General features: G+C 62.4%; 14 protein-coding genes. 11 read left to right on the top strand and 3 right to left on the bottom strand.

Going from position 1 to position 16,811, the window contains the following annotated elements; all coding sequences use genetic code 11:
* Positions 1-135 precede the first annotated feature (135 nt).
* The 4 genes from RL_RS02705 to RL_RS02690 all read left to right on the top strand — a co-directional run bounded on the left by RL_RS02705 (position 136) and on the right by RL_RS02690 (position 4,872).
* Entirely contained in the window at positions 136-1,125 is a 990-nt protein-coding gene (locus RL_RS02705; protein WP_011650307.1) for an ABC transporter substrate-binding protein, read from the top strand.
* A gap of 108 nt (positions 1,126-1,233) precedes the next feature.
* The gene (locus RL_RS02700) at positions 1,234-2,787 is read left to right on the top strand and encodes a sugar ABC transporter ATP-binding protein (RefSeq protein WP_011650306.1); all 1,554 of its coding nucleotides are present in this window, start codon (positions 1,234-1,236) and stop codon (positions 2,785-2,787) included.
* A 27-nt stretch (positions 2,788-2,814) separates the two neighbouring features.
* Positions 2,815-3,789: an ABC transporter permease gene (locus RL_RS02695; RefSeq protein WP_003545129.1), complete on the top strand. Its 975-nt coding sequence runs from the start codon at positions 2,815-2,817 to the stop codon at positions 3,787-3,789.
* Positions 3,790-3,852: 63 nt separating this feature from the next.
* Positions 3,853-4,872 carry a zinc-binding alcohol dehydrogenase family protein gene (locus RL_RS02690; RefSeq protein ID WP_011650305.1) on the top strand — a complete coding sequence of 340 codons (1,020 nt, stop codon included), beginning with the start codon at positions 3,853-3,855 and terminating at the stop codon, positions 4,870-4,872.
* Between the two features lie 204 nt (positions 4,873-5,076).
* On the opposite strand, the gene RL_RS02685 is transcribed toward RL_RS02690, so the two are convergent.
* Positions 5,077-5,802, bottom strand: a complete 726-nt coding sequence (locus RL_RS02685; protein WP_011650304.1) for a copper homeostasis protein CutC — start codon at positions 5,800-5,802, stop codon at positions 5,077-5,079.
* Entirely contained in the window at positions 5,799-7,040 is a 1,242-nt protein-coding gene (locus tag RL_RS02680; RefSeq protein ID WP_011650303.1) for a LysR family transcriptional regulator, read from the bottom strand. Before RL_RS02680 ends, RL_RS02685 begins: the two co-directional genes overlap by 4 nt.
* 521 nt (positions 7,041-7,561) lie before the next feature.
* Here RL_RS02680 and RL_RS02675 point away from each other — a divergent pair.
* From RL_RS02675 to RL_RS02650, 6 genes are all read left to right on the top strand, one after another.
* Positions 7,562-8,470 carry a glycine betaine ABC transporter substrate-binding protein OsmF gene (locus tag RL_RS02675; protein WP_011650302.1) on the top strand — a complete coding sequence of 303 codons (909 nt, stop codon included), beginning with the start codon at positions 7,562-7,564 and terminating at the stop codon, positions 8,468-8,470.
* A gap of 91 nt (positions 8,471-8,561) precedes the next feature.
* Positions 8,562-9,728, top strand: a complete 1,167-nt coding sequence (locus RL_RS02670) for an ABC transporter permease (protein ID WP_011650301.1) — start codon at positions 8,562-8,564, stop codon at positions 9,726-9,728.
* Positions 9,725-10,669 (top strand): ABC transporter ATP-binding protein, encoded by a 945-nt coding sequence (locus RL_RS02665; RefSeq protein WP_011650300.1) that lies wholly within the window; start codon positions 9,725-9,727, stop codon positions 10,667-10,669. The genes RL_RS02670 and RL_RS02665 overlap by 4 nt, the downstream gene beginning before the upstream one ends.
* Complete coding sequence (locus RL_RS02660; RefSeq protein WP_011650299.1) at positions 10,666-11,415, top strand: ABC transporter permease; 750 nt, start codon at positions 10,666-10,668, stop codon at positions 11,413-11,415. Before RL_RS02665 ends, RL_RS02660 begins: the two co-directional genes overlap by 4 nt.
* A 47-nt stretch (positions 11,416-11,462) precedes the next feature.
* Positions 11,463-11,858, top strand: a complete 396-nt coding sequence (locus tag RL_RS02655) for a VOC family protein (RefSeq protein WP_011650298.1) — start codon at positions 11,463-11,465, stop codon at positions 11,856-11,858.
* A gap of 79 nt (positions 11,859-11,937) precedes the next feature.
* On the top strand, positions 11,938-14,391 hold the full coding sequence (locus tag RL_RS02650; protein WP_041936155.1) for a glycoside hydrolase family 2 protein: 2,454 nt from the start codon (positions 11,938-11,940) through the stop codon (positions 14,389-14,391).
* 49 nt (positions 14,392-14,440) lie between these two features.
* Here RL_RS02650 and RL_RS02645 read toward each other — a convergent pair whose 3' ends face one another.
* Positions 14,441-14,833: a PRC-barrel domain-containing protein gene (locus tag RL_RS02645; RefSeq protein WP_011650296.1), complete on the bottom strand. Its 393-nt coding sequence runs from the start codon at positions 14,831-14,833 to the stop codon at positions 14,441-14,443.
* A gap of 260 nt (positions 14,834-15,093) precedes the next feature.
* Here RL_RS02645 and RL_RS02640 point away from each other — a divergent pair, with 260 nt between their 5' ends.
* On the top strand, positions 15,094-16,794 hold the full coding sequence (locus RL_RS02640; protein WP_011650295.1) for a long-chain fatty acid--CoA ligase: 1,701 nt from the start codon (positions 15,094-15,096) through the stop codon (positions 16,792-16,794).
* Positions 16,795-16,811 lie beyond the last annotated feature (17 nt).

Below are 16,811 nucleotides of genomic sequence, written 5' to 3'. Positions count from 1 at the left end.
GGTTTGGCGCTCTTGCAATTTGATTGCGCCTCGGCTAGCTTCACCTGGCAAATGTTTTTTATCGATAAAAATCGTCCGCCTGCGTTCAGCGGCCGATTTATTTGGAGGAGAACGCACCCTGAGAGGAGAACCCTTATGAGTATCGTGAAATCCCTTCTGTCCCGCCGCGCCTTTACCGCGCTTGCAGGTGCCGCAGTCATCGCCACGGCGATGCCGGCACCGTCGTTTGCAGCCGACGTGACGATCCCGATCATCGTCAAGGACACGACGTCCTTCTATTGGCAGATCGTTCTCGCCGGCGCCCGCAAGGCCGGCCAGGATCTCGGCGTCAACGTACCGGAACTCGGCGCACAGGCCGAATCCGACGTCAACGGCCAGATCAGCATTCTGGAGAACGCCGTTGCCGGCAAGCCGGCCGCTGTCATCATTTCGCCGACCGAATTCAAGGCGCTCGGCAAGCCGATCGATGAAGCCGCCAAGTCGGTTCCGATCATCGGCATCGACTCCGGTGCCGACTCCAAGGCGTTCAAATCGTTCCTGACGACCGACAACGTCCAGGGCGGTCGCATCGCAGCCGATGGTCTGGCTGCCGCCATCAAGGGAATGTCGGGTAAGGAAGAGGGCGAAATCGTCATCCTCACCAACCTTCCGGGCGTCGGCTCGCTGGAACAGCGCCGCGAAGGCTTCCTGGATCAGGTGAAGACCAAATATCCGGGTCTGAAGGTCATCGCCGACAAGTATGGCGACGGCCAGGCAACGACCGGCCTCAACATGATGACCGACCTGATCACGGCAAACCCGAACCTCGTCGGCGTCTTCGCCTCGAATCTGATCCTGGCGCAGGGCGTTGGCCAGGCGATCGCCGAAAACAAGCTCGGCGAAAAGATCAAGGTGATCGGCTTCGACAGCGACGACAAGACAGTCGGCTTCCTCAAGGATGGTGCGATTGCCGGCCTCGTCGTTCAGGACCCATACCGCATGGGTTATGACGGCGTGAAGACCGCGCTTGCCGTCTCCAAGGGCGAGAAGGTCGAAGAAAATGTCGACACCGGCGCAAACCTCGTCACCAAGGCAAATATGGCCGATCCGAAGATCGACGCGCTGCTGAACCCGAAGATCAAGTAACAACGACAGACAGGCCGCGCCGGCTTCAAAAACCGGCGCGGCCTTTTCCATCCGTGCTATGTTTTGCGGGGGATGGAGAGCAGACGCGACACAAGGAGGAGAGGTCCCATGATCGGACTGGAAGAGGTCAGTCATCGCCATGATGACAGTGCGACGCTGAAAGAAGCCAATCGAATTCCCGCCGGATCGCCTATCCTCGAACTCAAGGGCCTGCAGAAGAATTACGGTCATGTGCAGGCGCTGAAGCCAGCGACGCTGACCTTTCTTGCCGGCGAAATCCACGCCATCGTCGGCGAAAACGGCGCCGGCAAATCCACCCTCATCAAATTACTGACAGGCGTCATCACCCGCACCGCCGGCGAGGTGTTGTGGTGCGGCCAGCCGGTGGCGCTGGCGACGCCGAACGAAGCGATCGCCCGCGGCATCAACGCCGTCCACCAGGAGGTCGTGCTCTGCCGGCACCTGACGGTCGCCGCCAATCTTTTCCTCGGCGACGAGGTCAACCGCTTCGGCCTGATGCGCAAGAAACAGATGGAGAAGATGGCGCAGGCCGTGCTCGACGATCTCGGCTTCGGCCTGCCGGCCGGTGCGCTGTTGAGCTCACTGACGATCGGTCAGCAGCAGCTGGTGGCGACGGCGCGCGCGGCGATGCGCGGCACGCAGTTCCTGATCTTCGACGAACCCACAGCCTATCTGACGCGCCAAGAATCGGCGCAGCTCTTCAAGCTGATCCGCCGCCTGCAGGGTGAAGGCGTCACCATCGTCTATATCAGCCACCGCATGGAGGAAGTCTTCGAGCTTGCCGACCGTGTCTCGGTGCTGCGCGACGGCACGCATGTCGGGACCCGCCTGATCGGCGAGACCAACGACGCCGAGCTGATCGCGCTGATGATCAACCGCTCGATCGAACAGATCTACCACAAGGAAGAGATTGCGATCGGCGAGACGATCCTTGCCGTCAACGGCCTTTCCGGTCCGGGCTTCAATGACGTGTCGCTGAGTGTCAAGGCCGGGCAGATCGTCGGGCTCTATGGCCTGATCGGCGCCGGACGCAGCGAATTCGCGCTCGGGCTCTATGGCCGCCAGCCGACGACATCAGGCGATGTCCAGTGGATGGGCAAGCGTGTCGACATCCGCAACGAACGCACGGCGATGGAGCTCGGCATTGCGCTGGCGCCGGAAAGCCGGCGCGACCAGGGGCTTTGCCTCAACCAGTCGATCGGCCTCAACATCAACCTGCCGGTGTTCGGGCGGCTGAGCCACGGTCCGGTGATCAATCACACGCGCGAATCGGCCAATGCCGACCAGCAGATCCGCAATCTCAGCATCAAGACGCCGAGCCGGCGCGTTCCGGCCTCCAGCATGTCGGGCGGCAACCAGCAGAAGATCGTCATCGGCAAGTGGCTGAGCCATGGCGCCCGGCTTTTCATCTTCGACGAGCCGACCGTCGGCGTCGACGTCGGCACCAAGGCGGAAATCTATCGGCTGTTCGCCAAGCTTCTGAAGGACGGCGCCGGCATCATCCTGATCTCCTCCTACCTGCCCGAGGTCTACGAACTGGCCGACCGGCTGCACGTCTTCCGCGCCGGCAAAATCGTCGCGAGCCATGATTATCACGCGGCGACGCATGAAGAAGTGCTCAGCGAAGCGATCGGCGTCTGAGCCAAAAGAATAAGAGGGAGAAAATTCATGACTGCCACCCCCACCGAAATCGTCGCGCCGCCGCCGCGCCGGAAAATGAACATCCTGTTCGGCCTGACGCTGATCGGCCTGCTGATCTTCCTCTGGATCGTGCTTGGCGTCGTCACCCCGAGCTTCTGGACGCCGCTCAATATCTCCAACCTGCTGCGGCAGGGTGCGATGACGGCGATCCTGGCGCTTGGCCAGACCTTCGTCATCATCACCGCCGGCATCGACCTTTCGGTCGGCGCCATCGTCGGCTTCTGTACCGTCATCATCGCCTGGCTGCTGCAGGCGGGCGTGCCGGTCTGGGGTGCGATCGCGCTGACGCTGCTCATGGGTGTGGCGATTGGCGCCTTCCATGGCTTCGGCATCGTGCATATGGGCCTGCCGCCGTTCATCATCACGCTGGCAACCCTGACATCGCTGCGCGGCATCGGCCTGTTGATCACCAACGGTTCGACGATCAACATCACCAATGAGGGCTTCAGCAATTTCGCTCGCGCCGATCTGCTCAGTATTCCGAGCTTGTTCTGGATGGTGATCTTGGTGGCGGTCCCATCCTTCATCTTCCTGCATCTGAGCCGTTGGGGCCGCTATCTCTTCGCGGTCGGTTCGAACGCCGAGGCGGCACGCCTTTCCGGCGTCAACGTCAAAGGCATGATCTACCTTGCCTACATCCTCTCGGCCTCCTTCGCCGCCTTCGTCGGCGTGCTGCTTGCCTCGCGCATTGCGATCGGCAATGCGACACAGGCCGACGGCTGGGAACTGCAGGCAATCGCCTCCTCCGTCATCGGCGGCACCAGCCTGTTCGGCGCGGTCGGCTCGGTGCACGGCCCGCTGATCGGCGCCTTCATTCTCGCCACCATCAACAACGGCGCGAACCTTCTGAACGTCAACTCCTTCTGGCAGCGCATCATCACCGGTCTGCTGATCATCGTGATCGTGTTCTTCGACCAGCTGCGCCGCCGCCGGAGCAATTGAGCGACAAGAGACAGCCGGCCTGAACAAGCCGGCTTCTTCCATTCCAGGAATGCGAGACCCGTCATGAAAGCAGTTCTTTGCCGGGAGCCCGGCGTGCTCGATATCGTCGAGCGTCCTTCGCCAGCGGCTCCCGCCGCCGGCTGGGTGCGGCTTGCCGTCAGCCACGTCGGCATCTGCGGCACCGATTACCACATCTTCGAGGGCAAACATCCCTTCCTCGAATATCCCCGGGTGATGGGGCATGAGATCTCGGCAACGGTGCTGGAAGCGGGCGACGGGGTCACTATCGCAGTCGGCACGCCCGTCATCGTCAATCCCTATCTCTCCTGCGCGCAATGTATCGCCTGCCGCCAGGGCAAGCCGAATTGCTGCACCAACATCAAGGTGCTCGGCGTCCACACCGACGGCGCCTTCTGCGAGGAGATTTGCGTTCCGGCCGAGAACCTCTATGCCGCCAAAGGTGTAAGCCTCGAAGCGGCGGCAACGACCGAGTTCCTGGCGATCGGCGCCCATGCGGTGCGCCGTTCGATGACCGATGCGGGAGCACGGGCGCTCGTCATCGGCGCCGGGCCTATCGGGCTCGGGGCGGCGATCTTCTCGCGCATCGCAGGACATGAGGTGACGCTGCTCGATACCAGCACCGAGCGGCTGCAGATGGCGTCCGAGCGTTTCGGCTTCACCTCCGGCATCGTTGCGAACGAGGCGACAGCGGAGGCCGTGCGGGAAAAGACCAATGGCGACGGTTTCGACGTGGTCTTCGACGCGACGGGTTACGGCCCTTCGATGGAAAAGGCCTTCTCCTTCGTCGCCCATGGCGGCGCACTGGTGCTGGTCAGCGTCGTCAAGGACGATATCCGCTTCTCCGATCCCGAATTCCACAAACGCGAGATGATGGTGATCGGCAGCCGCAACGCCACCCGCGTCGATTTCGAGCATGTCGCGGATTCGATCGCCAAAGGGCTGGTGCCGGTGGACAAGCTCATCACCCACCGCACGACGCTTGCCGATGCACCGCGCGATCTCGCGCGCTGGGCGCATGAGAAGAATGGGCTGATCAAGGCGGTGATCAGTATTGGTGCTTAGGGCGTTTCCAGCGAAAGCGTGACGTGATTTCCGTGCGCTTTGCGCCGGCGGCTGCCCCTCACCCTAACCCTCTCCCCGTAAAACGGGGCGAGGGGACGTGCCCTGCGAGAGCTGGGCGGGGGACGGAGAGGTCGCGACATATCGCCTTCGCCCCGCGAGCGGGGAGAAGGTGGCGGCAGCCGGATGAGGGGCAAGCCGCGGTCGCTAACTCACCGCCTCGATCGCCCTGCGCATCTGCCTGACGACGGCGACGTCCGTCTTGTTCGTGCTTTTCGCTTCGAAACCAAAAGCAACGGCGCGCGGATCGGCGCTTTCGACCGGCGAACTGCAGGAACCGTGGATCTCGCGGGCGCCGGTCGCCTGCAGGATCTCGCCGACATTTGCCGGGCGGATGCCGCTGCCGGGCATGATGGCGATCCGGCCGGCGGCCTTTGCCGAAATGCGCTTCAGCGTTTCGAGACCGTCGGTGGCCTTCAGCGCGCAGCCGGAGGTCAAGATGCGTTCGCAGCCGAGTTCGACCGCCTGCTCCAGCGCCTGATCGGCATCCGGCACCAGATCGAATGCGCGATGCAGCGTCGAGCCGAGGCCCGCCGCATGCGCCTTCAAACGATGGATCAACGGCATGTCGAGCGTGCCGTCCGGTCGGTTGGCGCCGATGACCACACCGGCAAGGCCAGCGGCGCGCACGGCATCGATATCGATCATCATCGCTTCCTCGTCGGCCCCGTCAAAGATGAAAGGTCCGGCATGAGGGCGGATCATCGCGTAGACCGGAATGGGAGCCCGAGCGGCGATCCGCATCAGGCTCGGCAGCGGCGTCAGGCCGCCGAGCTCCAGCGCCGAGCAGAGCTCGATGCGCCCGGCACCGCCTTCCATCGCGGCGGCAAGGCCTTCGGCGCTGTCCACGCACACTTCGAGCAAAATCGTCACGCTGCAGTCTCCCTGGCTCCGGCGTCCGTCGGCCTTATGGTGCGCGCGACGGTTTCCGAGGTAATTCTCGCCGCCACCTCGATGATGACAGTGCAGGCATCGGCGGCGGCTTTTCGATGGTTGAAGGCGACGTGATAGGACATCGGCAGATGCTCGTCGAGATCGACGATGCGCACCTTGTCGGCAATCGGCATGGCGCTGACCCGGCCGAGGAAGGAGACGTAACCGTGATTGGCGACGAGGTCGACAATGACGGGCAGCGAATCCGCCGCGGTGATATCCTGGCTGCGCAGGCGCCGGTTGGGCGCACGCTCGTAGCTGAAGGCCATCGCCGCATGGCCGAGGCCGGTGCGCGGGCTCGGCATGCAGATCGCGTGGCTGGCGACGAGATCGGCGACACTGGTCTCGGTACTGTCAGGCGGCGCGATCACCACCATGTCGGTCTGCAGCAATTCGCGATGCCGGAAACTTTCCAGCCCGAAGACAGAATCCAGGATTGCGACATCGATGCGGCCGCTCTTCAGCGCCTCGCGCAGATCGTCGGCGGTCATCGATACCAGCGAGATCGCATTGTTGTTGCGGCGCACATTCCATTCCGAAACCAGCGAGCCCAGGCAGCGTGCCACCCAGCTCTCCGATCCGGTCGGAATGATCGAGCCGATGCGCAGCGACCGGGCGGTGCGCCGATAGCGCTCGTCGGCCGACGATTTCAGATCGTTCCACGCCTGGCTGATCGCCATGAAGATCTGGTAGGCGCGCCTGCCCTCCTCCGTCAGCACCGACCCCTGCGCCTGGCGCTCGAACAGGCGATGGCTCAGAAATTTCTCAAGATTGGCAAGCTGAAGCGAAAGCTGCGGCTGACCGAGGCGAAGGCGGCGGGCGGCCCGGTTGATGCTGCCCTGGTCGGCCACTTCGAGAAAACGCTCCATCGTGACGATCTTGACGGGAATGCGGGATGCCCAGGCCTCGTCGATCCCGGCGCCGTCGTGACCGGCCCATTGGCCGAGTTCGCCGATCGCAGCCATGATCGGCTCCAGGCCTTCGAGCACCCTGCCGCTCGCGATCAGCGTCGCCAGCTCCCCGGAAGCGCGTTCCGTCAACGTCATCGCCAGTTCGGTCTCGAGATTATGGATTGCCGTCGAGACGGTGGAAGGCGACAGCTGGAAGCGCCGCGCGGTCTCGCGGACCGAACCGGAGGTCAGGACATGGCTTGCGATGAACAGGGCACCAAGATGCAAACGGCCGCCTCCGGAAAGCGCTGGAAAAACCGGACGATATGATGTGTTCAGGAAAAAAGATATCCCTGCCTCCGGAGAGGCGGGCTATCGTTCGATCATAGAAAAATCCGGGCGGCGGGAATCCGCAACAGAGCCTGGGAGTATCGTGGAAACACGCAAGGGGACAAAAACAAATCGCGCCGGCCTTGGAAAAGGGAATGCGTTTCCGCGCGCGGAGGTGCATTCGCCGCCATAATCGTGCCGCGACCGCAAATACTGGAGGGGGCTTGCATCGATTTTTCGGGCATGCACGCTATTTCCATCACGCACGCAATTCCGGCATGATGGCGACTTGGTCGCCTTCGCCGGCGGATTTTTCTGCGCGCAAGCCTCCCGCCAAGGGCTTGAGCAACTGCATAATTCCTGAAATCGGAACCGATTTCAGGATAAATTATGCAGCAATTCAAAGTGCTACAGCGTCCTTGCACGTCTGAAAGACGTGCGGCGCTGTAGGTCAACGGTGTTTAACAAGGGGATATTCCATGCTGAAGAAACTCGCACTTGCCGTTTCGCTCTCCGCCTTCGCGGTGGGTGCGGCCCATGCCGCCGACATCGTCGTTTCGTCGAAGATCGACACGGAAGGCACGCTGCTCGGCAACGTCATCGCGCTCGCTCTCGAAGCGAACGGCATCAAGACGCAGGACCGCATCGCGCTTGGCGCGACACCCGTCGTGCGCAAGGCGATCACCGCAGGCGAAATCGACATCTATCCCGAATATACCGGCAATGCCGGCTTCTTCTTCAACAAGGCCGATGACGCCGCCTGGAAGAACATCGACCAGGGCTATGAGCTGGCGAAGAAGCTCGATTACGATGCCAACAAGATCGTCTGGCTGACGCCGTCGCCTGCCAACAACACCTGGGCGCTCGCCGTGCGCAGCGACGTCGCCGGCCCGAACAAGCTGAAGAGCCTCACGGACTTCGGCAAATGGGTTGCCGGCGGCGGTGCCGCCAAGCTTGCCGCCTCCGCTGAATTCGTCAATTCGGCCGGCGCGCTTCCCGCCTTCCAGACGACCTACGGCTTCCAGCTGAAGCCCGACCAGATGGTCGTTCTTTCCGGCGGCGACACGGCGGCAACGATCAAGGCGGCCGCCGACCAGACGAACGGCGTCAACACCGCCATGGTCTACGGCACCGACGGCGCCATCGAAGCGGCCGAACTCACCGTTCTTGAAGACGACAAGAACGTGCAGCAGGTCTATGCCCCGACGCCGATCATCCGCGAAGAGGTGTTGAAGGCCAATCCGAAGATCGAGGAAGTGCTCTCGCCGATCTTCAAGAGCCTGACCGCCGACGAGTTGCGCAAACTCAACGCCAAGATCCAGGTCGATGGCGAGCCGGCAAAGTCGGTCGCCGAAGGCTATCTCAAGGAAAAAGGCTTCCTGAAATAGTCATTGCCCGCTCCGCCCGATTACGGGCGGAGCTTTCTTTCCTGACAGGATTGGCTTTCCTGACAGGGTTGGCCAGACAGGATTGGGATTCATGGCAGAAACCTTAGCGGTCCGCAGGCTGGACCGGCTCGGCGTGGTTCTGGTGGCCGGCGGCATCGCGGCGACTGCACTGATGCCCTTCATCTACGTGAAGGCGAACCGCATCGCCGCCGGCAAGCCGATGCTGCTGATGCAGCTTCTTCCCCAGCCTTCCGTCATCATCCTGACCGTGCTTCTCCTTCTCACCGCCTTCGCCACGCTGTTCCTGCGCCATGCGATCGTGCGGCTTGCCATCGCCACACTCTGCCTTGCGGCGCTGATCGTTGCGATCGGCCTAGTCTCGGCGGCGGCAACGCCCACCGGCAGCACGGTGGCGCGCATGACGCCCGGCGGCGGCTTCTGGGTGCTGTTTGCGGTGATCGGCCTCGTCATATCCGATGCGCTGGTGAAGATCCGCCTGGCGCCCTGGATGCGGATCGCAGCCCTTGCAGCCTATACGGCGCTGCTCTTCATCTCGCTCTCCTCCGGCCTGCTCGACAGCCTTTCGATCATGAAGGAATTCTCGACGCGGGCCCCACAGTTCGAAACCGAAGCGATCTCGCATCTGCTCTTGGCGTTCGGCTCGCTCGCCATCGCCATTGTTCTCGGCCTGCCGCTCGGCATCCTCTGCTTCTGGGTGCCGAAGCTGCGCGCCATCGTGCTGCAGTGCCTCAGCCTCATCCAGACGATCCCGAGTCTGGCGCTCTTCGGCCTGTTGATGCTGCCGCTCGGTTACCTCGCCACCCATGTGCCGCTCGCCGCCGCGATCGGCATTCGCGGCATCGGCACGGCGCCGGCGCTGATTGCGCTGGTGCTCTATTCGCTACTGCCAATCGTCGCCAACACCGTCGTCGGCCTGCAGGGCGTCGATCCCTCGGTGCGGGACGCTGCGGCCGGCATGGGGCTGACGCGGTGGCAGATTCTGACCGGCATCGACATGCCACTCGCCTTTCCTGTGATCCTCACCGGCATCCGCATCGTGCTGGTGCAGGCGATCGGCATGGTGACGATCGCCGCGCTGATCGGCGGCGGCGGCTTCGGCATCTTCATCTTCCAGGGGCTCGGCCAGACGGCCATGGACCTCGTCCTGCTCGGCGCCGTGCCGACCGTCTTCTTCGCCTTCTCATCGGCCGTCATCCTCGATGCGGTCATCGAAAGCATCCGGGGATCTGCCGCATGACTATGATCGAGATCAGGAACGTTACCAAGCGCTATGGCGCCGCCACCGTCGTCGACAACGTCTCGATGAGTGTCGAGAAGGGCGAGATCACCGTCATCGTCGGCACGTCTGGCTCCGGCAAATCGACGCTGATGCGGATGATCAACCGGCTGGTGCCGATCACCGAAGGCGAGATCTTCGTCGGCGGGCAGAATGTGATGGACGTTCCGGTGACCGAGCTTCGCCGCAAGATCGGCTATGCGATCCAGGGGCACGGCCTCTTTCCGCACCGGACCGTGGCGCAGAATATCGCCACCGTGCCGCAGCTTCTCGATTGGGATTCCGCCCGCATCGCCAAACGCGTCGAGGAACTGCTCGGGCTTTTCAACCTCGATCCGGCAACATTTGCCGACAAATATCCGCATCAGCTCTCCGGCGGCCAGCAGCAGCGCGTCGGCGTCGCCCGGGCGCTGGCGGCCGAACCGGAGCTGCTGTTGATGGACGAGCCCTTCGGGGCGCTCGATCCCGTCATCCGCGGCAAGGCGCAGGACGATCTTTTGGCGATCCAGAAGCAGTTCGGCACGACAGTCATTCTCGTCACCCACGACATGGACGAGGCCTTCCATCTCGGCAACCAGATCGCGGTGATGAGCGAGGGCAGATTGCTGCAATGCTCGACGCCGGAAAAAATCCTCACCGAACCCGCCGATCCCTTCGTGCAGCAATTGACCGGCACCTCCGACCGGGCGCTGAAGCTGATGTCGCTGCTGCCGCTGAAGGAAAGCATGGAGCCAGCAAAGAATGGCCTCGCCTATGCCCTGCCGCAATCGCTGAGTCTCCGCGATGCGCTGGCCGAAATGATCTGGCAGGGGGTCGACGAGGCGGCGGTGCAGGATGCGCAAAAGGCGCCTGTGGGATCGATCTCGATGACGCGGCTGCTTGAACTGGGCCGCAAGGCATGAAGCTCGTCGTCGCCAATCTCTTCCGTGTGGCGGCGCTGGCTTTGCTGCTCATCCTGCTGTTCAGGACGGAGTGGCTTTCCTTCATGCTGGTGCCGCTGACCAGCAACAATGCGCCTGCCGTCTATACGCAAAACAGCCTTGCTTCGCTGGCCGCCGGTCATCTGCAGCTGGTGATCGGCTCGATCGTCTGCAGCGCCGTGCTCGCCGTTATCGGCGGCATCTTCGTGACGCGGGAAAGCGGCGCTGACTTCCTGCCGCTGTCGCGCGCCGTCGCCAATGCGGGGCAGACCTTTCCACCCGTCGCAGTGCTGGCGCTCGCGGTTCCCGCCACCGGCTTCGGCGCCATGCCGACGCTGATCGCGCTCTTTCTCTACGGCCTGCTGCCGATCTTCGAAAACACCGTCGCCGGGCTGAAGCAGGTTTCGCCGCAGGTTCTCGACGCCGCCGACGGCATGGGCATGAACGGTACGCAGCGGCTGTTTCGCGTCGAGCTGCCGCTTGCCCTGCCGCTGATCCTCGAGGGGCTGAAGGTCGCCACCGTGATCAATATCGGCACGGCGACGATCGGCTCGACGGTTGCGGCCAAGGGTCTCGGCGAGGTCATCATCGCCGGGCTGATCTCCGACAATACCGCCTTCATCCTGCAGGGCGGCCTGATCGTCGGCCTGATGGCGGTGCTGATCTATGATGCCATGGGCTTGGTCGAAGGAGTGATCACCCGAAGAATCGGCTTGCGCGCGGCGTAAGAGGACGGGTACCAAGGCTGCGGTGATCGGCACATTGGGAGGCAGACTTGGCGAAGATGATCCACTCCATGATCCGCGTTCTCGATGAGGCGCGCTCCGTCGAATTCTACGAGAGGGCATTCGGCCTTTCGGTCGCCGACCGCGTCGATTTCGAAACCTTCACGCTGATCTATATGAGCAATGCCGAGACCGGCTTCGAGCTGGAACTGACCGTCAACAAGGGCCGGACCGCGCCCTATGACCTCGGCAATGCCTACGGCCATCTCGCCGTCTCGGTCGAAGAGGTGGCGGTCGAGCGCGAGCGGCTGTCAAAGCTCGGGCTGAAGCCCGGTGAACTGGTGGAGCTCAACCGCGACGGCAAGCTCTTTGGCCTGTTCTTTTTCATCAGCGATCCCGATGGCTACAAGATCGAGGTGCTGCAGCGCCACGGCCGGTTTCTCTGAGGCATCTGGCCGAACCACCGATACGTTCCAATCCACAGATAATCCCACAGCTTCAAGCGGCATGCATCAGGAGCCCGCCATGATCGAAAAGACTGCGCTCAATTCCGGCTGGACGCTCTCCTGCAACGATACAGCCGGGCCCGGTCTGCCGGCTGCAATACCCGCGACGGTGCCGGGCTGCGTGCATCTCGACCTTCTCGCCAACCGGCTGATCCCCGATCCCTATATCGACGTCAACGAAATCACCAATGACTGGATCGGCAAGACCGACTGGACCTATCGCTGCAGCTTCGAGGCGATACCTGACGATGCCAGGGTGCAGGAACTGGTCTTCGACGGGCTCGATACGATCGCGGTGATCTCCCTCAACGGCGAAGAGATCGGCCGTACCTTCAACATGCACCGCAGCTATCGTTTCGATGTTTCCCGGCTTCTGAAGGCTGGCCAGAACGAACTCACGGTCACCTTCCGCTCCGCCTACGCCTATGGAGCGGAGATGGAAAAACATTACGGCTACCGTCCCAACAACTACCCGGGACCGGGCAATCTGATGCGCAAGATGGCCTGTAATTTCGGCTGGGACTGGGGGCCGACGCTGGTGACGGCAGGCCTCTGGAAGCCGGTCCGGCTGGAAAGTTGGGATCGGGCGCGGCTTGCCGAAACACGGGTATCGGCAATACTTTCCGGCGGTGACGGCCTAGTGAAGGTCCATGCCCGGCTGGCGCGGCATGGAGATAAGACGCCGTTGAGGCTCGTTGCCGAAATCGGCGGCGTGAGCAAGACGGTGGCGATTGCGCCTGATGAAGACGCGGTTTCCTTCGAGCTTGCCCTCCCCTCGCCGCAGCTCTGGTGGCCGCACCATCTCGGCGCGCAGCCGCTCTATCCAATGACGCTGAGGCTGTTCGACGAGGCCAGCGACGATCTGCTCGACAGCTATCAGCGTGAACTCGGTTTCCGCTCGCTGCGGCTCGATACCGCAGCCGACGACCATGGCTCGGCCTTTACCTTCATCATCAACGACGTGCCGCTCTTCATCTGCGGGGCAAACTGGATTCCGGACGATTGTTTTCCCCCGCGGTTGACGGCCGAGCGTTATGCCGCGCGGATCGAGGAAGCAAAGGCCGCCAATATTCATATGTTGCGCGTCTGGGGCGGCGGCATCTTCGAGGCCGACGAGTTCTATGAGACCTGCGACCGCGCCGGCATGCTGGTCTGGCAGGATTTCCTCTTTGCCTGCGCCGCCTATCCGGAGGAAGAGCCGCTCGGAAGCGAGATCGAGGCGGAGGTGCGCGACAATGTCGTGCGGCTGATGCCGCATGCTTCGCTGGTCCTTTGGAACGGCAACAACGAGAACATCTGGGGCTTCGACGAATGGGGCTGGCGGCCGATCATCAAGGCGGGCGAAAGCTGGGGGCTCGGCTACTATCTCGACCTGTTGCCGAAACTCTGCGCCGAACTCGATCCGGACCGGCCCTATTATCCCGGCAGCCCCTATTCCGGCTCGATGGAGATCGAACCGAATGCCGACGGACATGGCTGCAAACATATCTGGGATGTGTGGAACGATGTCGGCTACGAGGTCTACCGCAATTATATCCCGCGCTTCTGCTCCGAATTCGGCTGGCAGGCACCGGCTGCCTGGGCGACGATCGAAGAAAGCGTGCATGATGCGCCGCTGACGCCGCAATCGAACGGCGTCTTCCACCATCAGAAGGCAACGGAGGGCAATGACAAGCTGATCCGCGGCCTGTCCGGCCATCTGCCGGAGCCCAAGACGATGGACGACTGGCACTTCGCCACCCAACTCAACCAGGCGCGCGCCATCCGCTTCGGCGTCGAGCACATGCGCTCGCATCGGGATATCTGCAAGGGTGCGGTGGTCTGGCAGTTCAACGATTGCTGGCCGGTGACCTCCTGGGCCGCCCTCGATTCGGCCGGACGCCGCAAACCGCTCTGGTATGCGCTGAAGGCGGCCTATGATCCGCGCCTGCTGACGATCCAGCCGCGCGGCGGCGGGCTTTCGGCGGTTGCGGTCAATGAACGAACGCTGTTCTGGCGGGCGAAGATCAGCGGCAAACGCATGACGCTCGACGGCACCGTGCTTGCCGAATTCGAATTCTGGCGGCTGCTGTGCGACCGCTTCGAGGCAAAGGAATTTCCGCTGCCCGAGGATATCGTTACCCCCGGCTTACCGAAGGACGAGCTCATCGTCGTGCAGATGCTGGACAGGCGGGCCTTCCACTATTTCGTCGAGGATATCGAGCTTGCCCTGCCGGCGCCGCGGCTGACGGTCGATGTCGTCGGGATCGACGGCGGGTATGCGGTCAAGGTGACGGCGCAAAACTTCCTCAAGGATCTTTGCCTGATGGCCGACCGGCTGGATCCGCATGCCGTCGTCGACACGATGCTGGTGACGCTGCTGCCGGGCGAGAGCCATGTGTTTGCTGTGAAGACGGCAAGGACGATTGAAGCAGGTGACATCACCGTCGGCACCGTGCTGCGCTCGGCCAACGATCTTGTTGTCACACACTAAAAGGGCCCCGCATCCGCGGGGCCCTTCCAGCTCGGCCTATCGGACGACGTTACATCCAGTAGGGCGGCACGCCGTAGTAATCATAGACCCGGCGGCCATTGTCGTTGTACCAGGTGTCGTCATCGTCCGAATAGCTCGGGGCTCCTTCGATCTGCTCCTTGGTCAGGTCGATGCGATAGCCATCCAGCTGGGTGTCGTAGTTCAGCTTTTCCCAGGGAAGCGGATAGTGATCGTGACCGATGCCCAGGAAACCGCCGAAGCTCAGCACGGCATAGGCAACACGGCCGTCGAGCTTTCCGATGATCAGGCGTTCGATCGAGCCGATATGCTTGCCATCGGCCCCATAGACACGGGTGCCTTCGACGCGGTCGCTGGCGATCAGCGAGTGTGTGCTCTTGACATTCGGGTCACGGCGGGTGGCGTCAGTATCCTGGTTCAACATTGTGCACCTCCTTTTGGTGTTTCCTCATGATGAGTATGCAAGATCAACGTCATGGCGGACTCAAAGTTCCCCACCTTCCGACGATCGTGCGGCGAGCGAATGTTGACGTTTACGTTAAGGTTAGTATAGCTTCATTCGGCTTGAACCGTTCAAGCAATGGCATAAGCTGCCGGACTGGAAGATGGAGGACTCTTCCAGTCAATTGCGGGCCAGTCGCTTGCCGGCTCGGCGCCGGCGGCGGCAAGGGAGAGAGGACAAAGATGAACAGCATTTCCGTCCATCCGAACGGAGCCAAGCCCGACAAACCCTGGCTTGCCGCCTATCCCGATATCGTTCCGGCAGAGATTCCGCCGCTGGAATATGCCTCGCTTGCCGAACTGCTCGAAAAATCCTGCGCCCGTTACGCCGACCGGACCGCCTTTTCCAGCATGGGCAAGGGGATGCGCTATCGCGAGCTGGAGAGCCAGACGCGCAAACTCGCCGCCTGGCTGCAAAGCACCGGCCTTCAAAAGGGCGACCGCGTCGCCGTGATGATGCCGAACGTGCTGCAGAACCCGATCGCGACCTACGCCATCCTGCGCGCCGGCCTCGTGGTCGTGAACGTCAACCCGCTCTATACGCCGCGCGAGCTCGAACACCAGTTGAAGGATTCCGGCGCCAAGGCGATCTTCGTGCTGGAGAATTTTGCCCGCACGGTGGAGCAGGTCCTCAACAAGACGGACCTTCGCCATGTCGTCGTCACCTCGCTCGGGGAAATGCTGGGGCCGAAGGGGCTGATCGTCAATTTCGTCGTGCGCAAGGTGAAGAAGCTCGTTCCCTCCTGGTCGATCCCTCAGCACAAGAGCTTCGGCCAGGTGCTGCGCGAAGGTGCGGGAAAAGAGCTCCAGCCGGTGACGCTAACAGGCGGCGATATCGCCTTCCTGCAATATACCGGCGGCACGACGGGCGTCGCCAAGGGCGCGGTGCTGACCCATGAAAACCTGCTCGCCAACAAGCTGCAGCTGTCGCTCTGGCTGCGATCGGCCTTCGAGCGCAAGAAAGAGCCGGAGGTGCTGAATTTCCTCTGCGCCCTGCCGCTGTACCACATCTTCGCGCTGACGGTGAATTCGCTGATGGGCATGTCGCATGGCGCCCACAATATCCTGATCGCCAATCCGCGCGACATTCCTGGCCTCGTCAAGGAATTCGAAAAATCGAAGGTGCACATCTTCCCCGGCCTCAACACGCTGTTCAATGCGCTGATGAACAATGCCGATTTCGCCAAGCTCGATTTCTCGTCGCTGATCATGTCGCTTGGCGGCGGCATGGCCGTCCAGCGCCCGGTCGCCGAACGCTGGCTGAAGATGACGGGCACGGCGGTGACGGAAGGCTACGGCCTTTCCGAAACATCGCCTGTTGCCACCGCCAACCGCTTCGATTCGCCCGAGTTCACTGGCACGATCGGCCTGCCGCTTCCCTCCACCGACCTCGATATCCGCGACGAGGAAGGCAATTCGCTGCCATCAGGCCAGGTCGGCGAAATCTGCATCCGCGGGCCGCAGGTGATGGCCGGCTACTGGCAGAAACCGGAAGAGACGGCGCGGGTAATGACCGATGACGGCTACTTCCGCTCGGGCGACATGGGCTTCATGGACGAACGCGGCTATACCAAGATCGTCGACCGCAAGAAGGACATGATCCTGGTTTCGGGCTTCAACGTCTATCCGAACGAGATCGAGGAAGTCGCCGCCATGCATGCCGGTATCCTCGAGGCCGCGGCCATCGGGGTGCCGGACGGACATTCGGGCGAGGCGGTGAAGCTCTTCGTCGTCAGGAAGGATCCGAACCTGACGGAAGCGGAGGTGAAAGCCCATTGCATCGCCAACCTCACCAACTACAAGCTCCCGCGCTTCATCGAATTCCGCACCGAGCTGCCGAAGTCGCCGGTCGGCAAGATCCTGCGCAAGGACCTGCGCGGCTGAATTTAACGATTGGATGA

The organism is Rhizobium johnstonii 3841 (genome assembly GCF_000009265.1).
GTDB classification, from domain to species: domain Bacteria; phylum Pseudomonadota; class Alphaproteobacteria; order Rhizobiales; family Rhizobiaceae; genus Rhizobium; species Rhizobium acaciae.
The sequence above is the reverse complement of the archived record's forward strand: the minus strand, read 5'-3'. Positions and strand labels throughout refer to the sequence as shown.

What these genes read in the sequence shown, in the direction of transcription:
- RL_RS02705 (WP_011650307.1), top strand. Translation starts at nt 136, where the DNA reads ATGAGTATCGTGAAATCCCTTCTGTCCCGCCGCGCCTTTACCGCGCTT.
- RL_RS02700 (WP_011650306.1), top strand. Translation starts at nt 1,234, where the DNA reads ATGATCGGACTGGAAGAGGTCAGTCATCGCCATGATGACAGTGCGACG.
- RL_RS02695 (WP_003545129.1), top strand. Translation starts at nt 2,815, where the DNA reads ATGACTGCCACCCCCACCGAAATCGTCGCGCCGCCGCCGCGCCGGAAA.
- RL_RS02690 (WP_011650305.1), top strand. Translation starts at nt 3,853, where the DNA reads ATGAAAGCAGTTCTTTGCCGGGAGCCCGGCGTGCTCGATATCGTCGAG.
- RL_RS02675 (WP_011650302.1), top strand. Translation starts at nt 7,562, where the DNA reads ATGCTGAAGAAACTCGCACTTGCCGTTTCGCTCTCCGCCTTCGCGGTG.
- RL_RS02670 (WP_011650301.1), top strand. Translation starts at nt 8,562, where the DNA reads ATGGCAGAAACCTTAGCGGTCCGCAGGCTGGACCGGCTCGGCGTGGTT.
- RL_RS02665 (WP_011650300.1), top strand. Translation starts at nt 9,725, where the DNA reads ATGACTATGATCGAGATCAGGAACGTTACCAAGCGCTATGGCGCCGCC.
- RL_RS02660 (WP_011650299.1), top strand. Translation starts at nt 10,666, where the DNA reads ATGAAGCTCGTCGTCGCCAATCTCTTCCGTGTGGCGGCGCTGGCTTTG.
- RL_RS02650 (WP_041936155.1), top strand. Translation starts at nt 11,938, where the DNA reads ATGATCGAAAAGACTGCGCTCAATTCCGGCTGGACGCTCTCCTGCAAC.
- RL_RS02645 (WP_011650296.1), bottom strand. Translation starts at nt 14,833, where the DNA reads ATGTTGAACCAGGATACTGACGCCACCCGCCGTGACCCGAATGTCAAG.
- RL_RS02640 (WP_011650295.1), top strand. Translation starts at nt 15,094, where the DNA reads ATGAACAGCATTTCCGTCCATCCGAACGGAGCCAAGCCCGACAAACCC.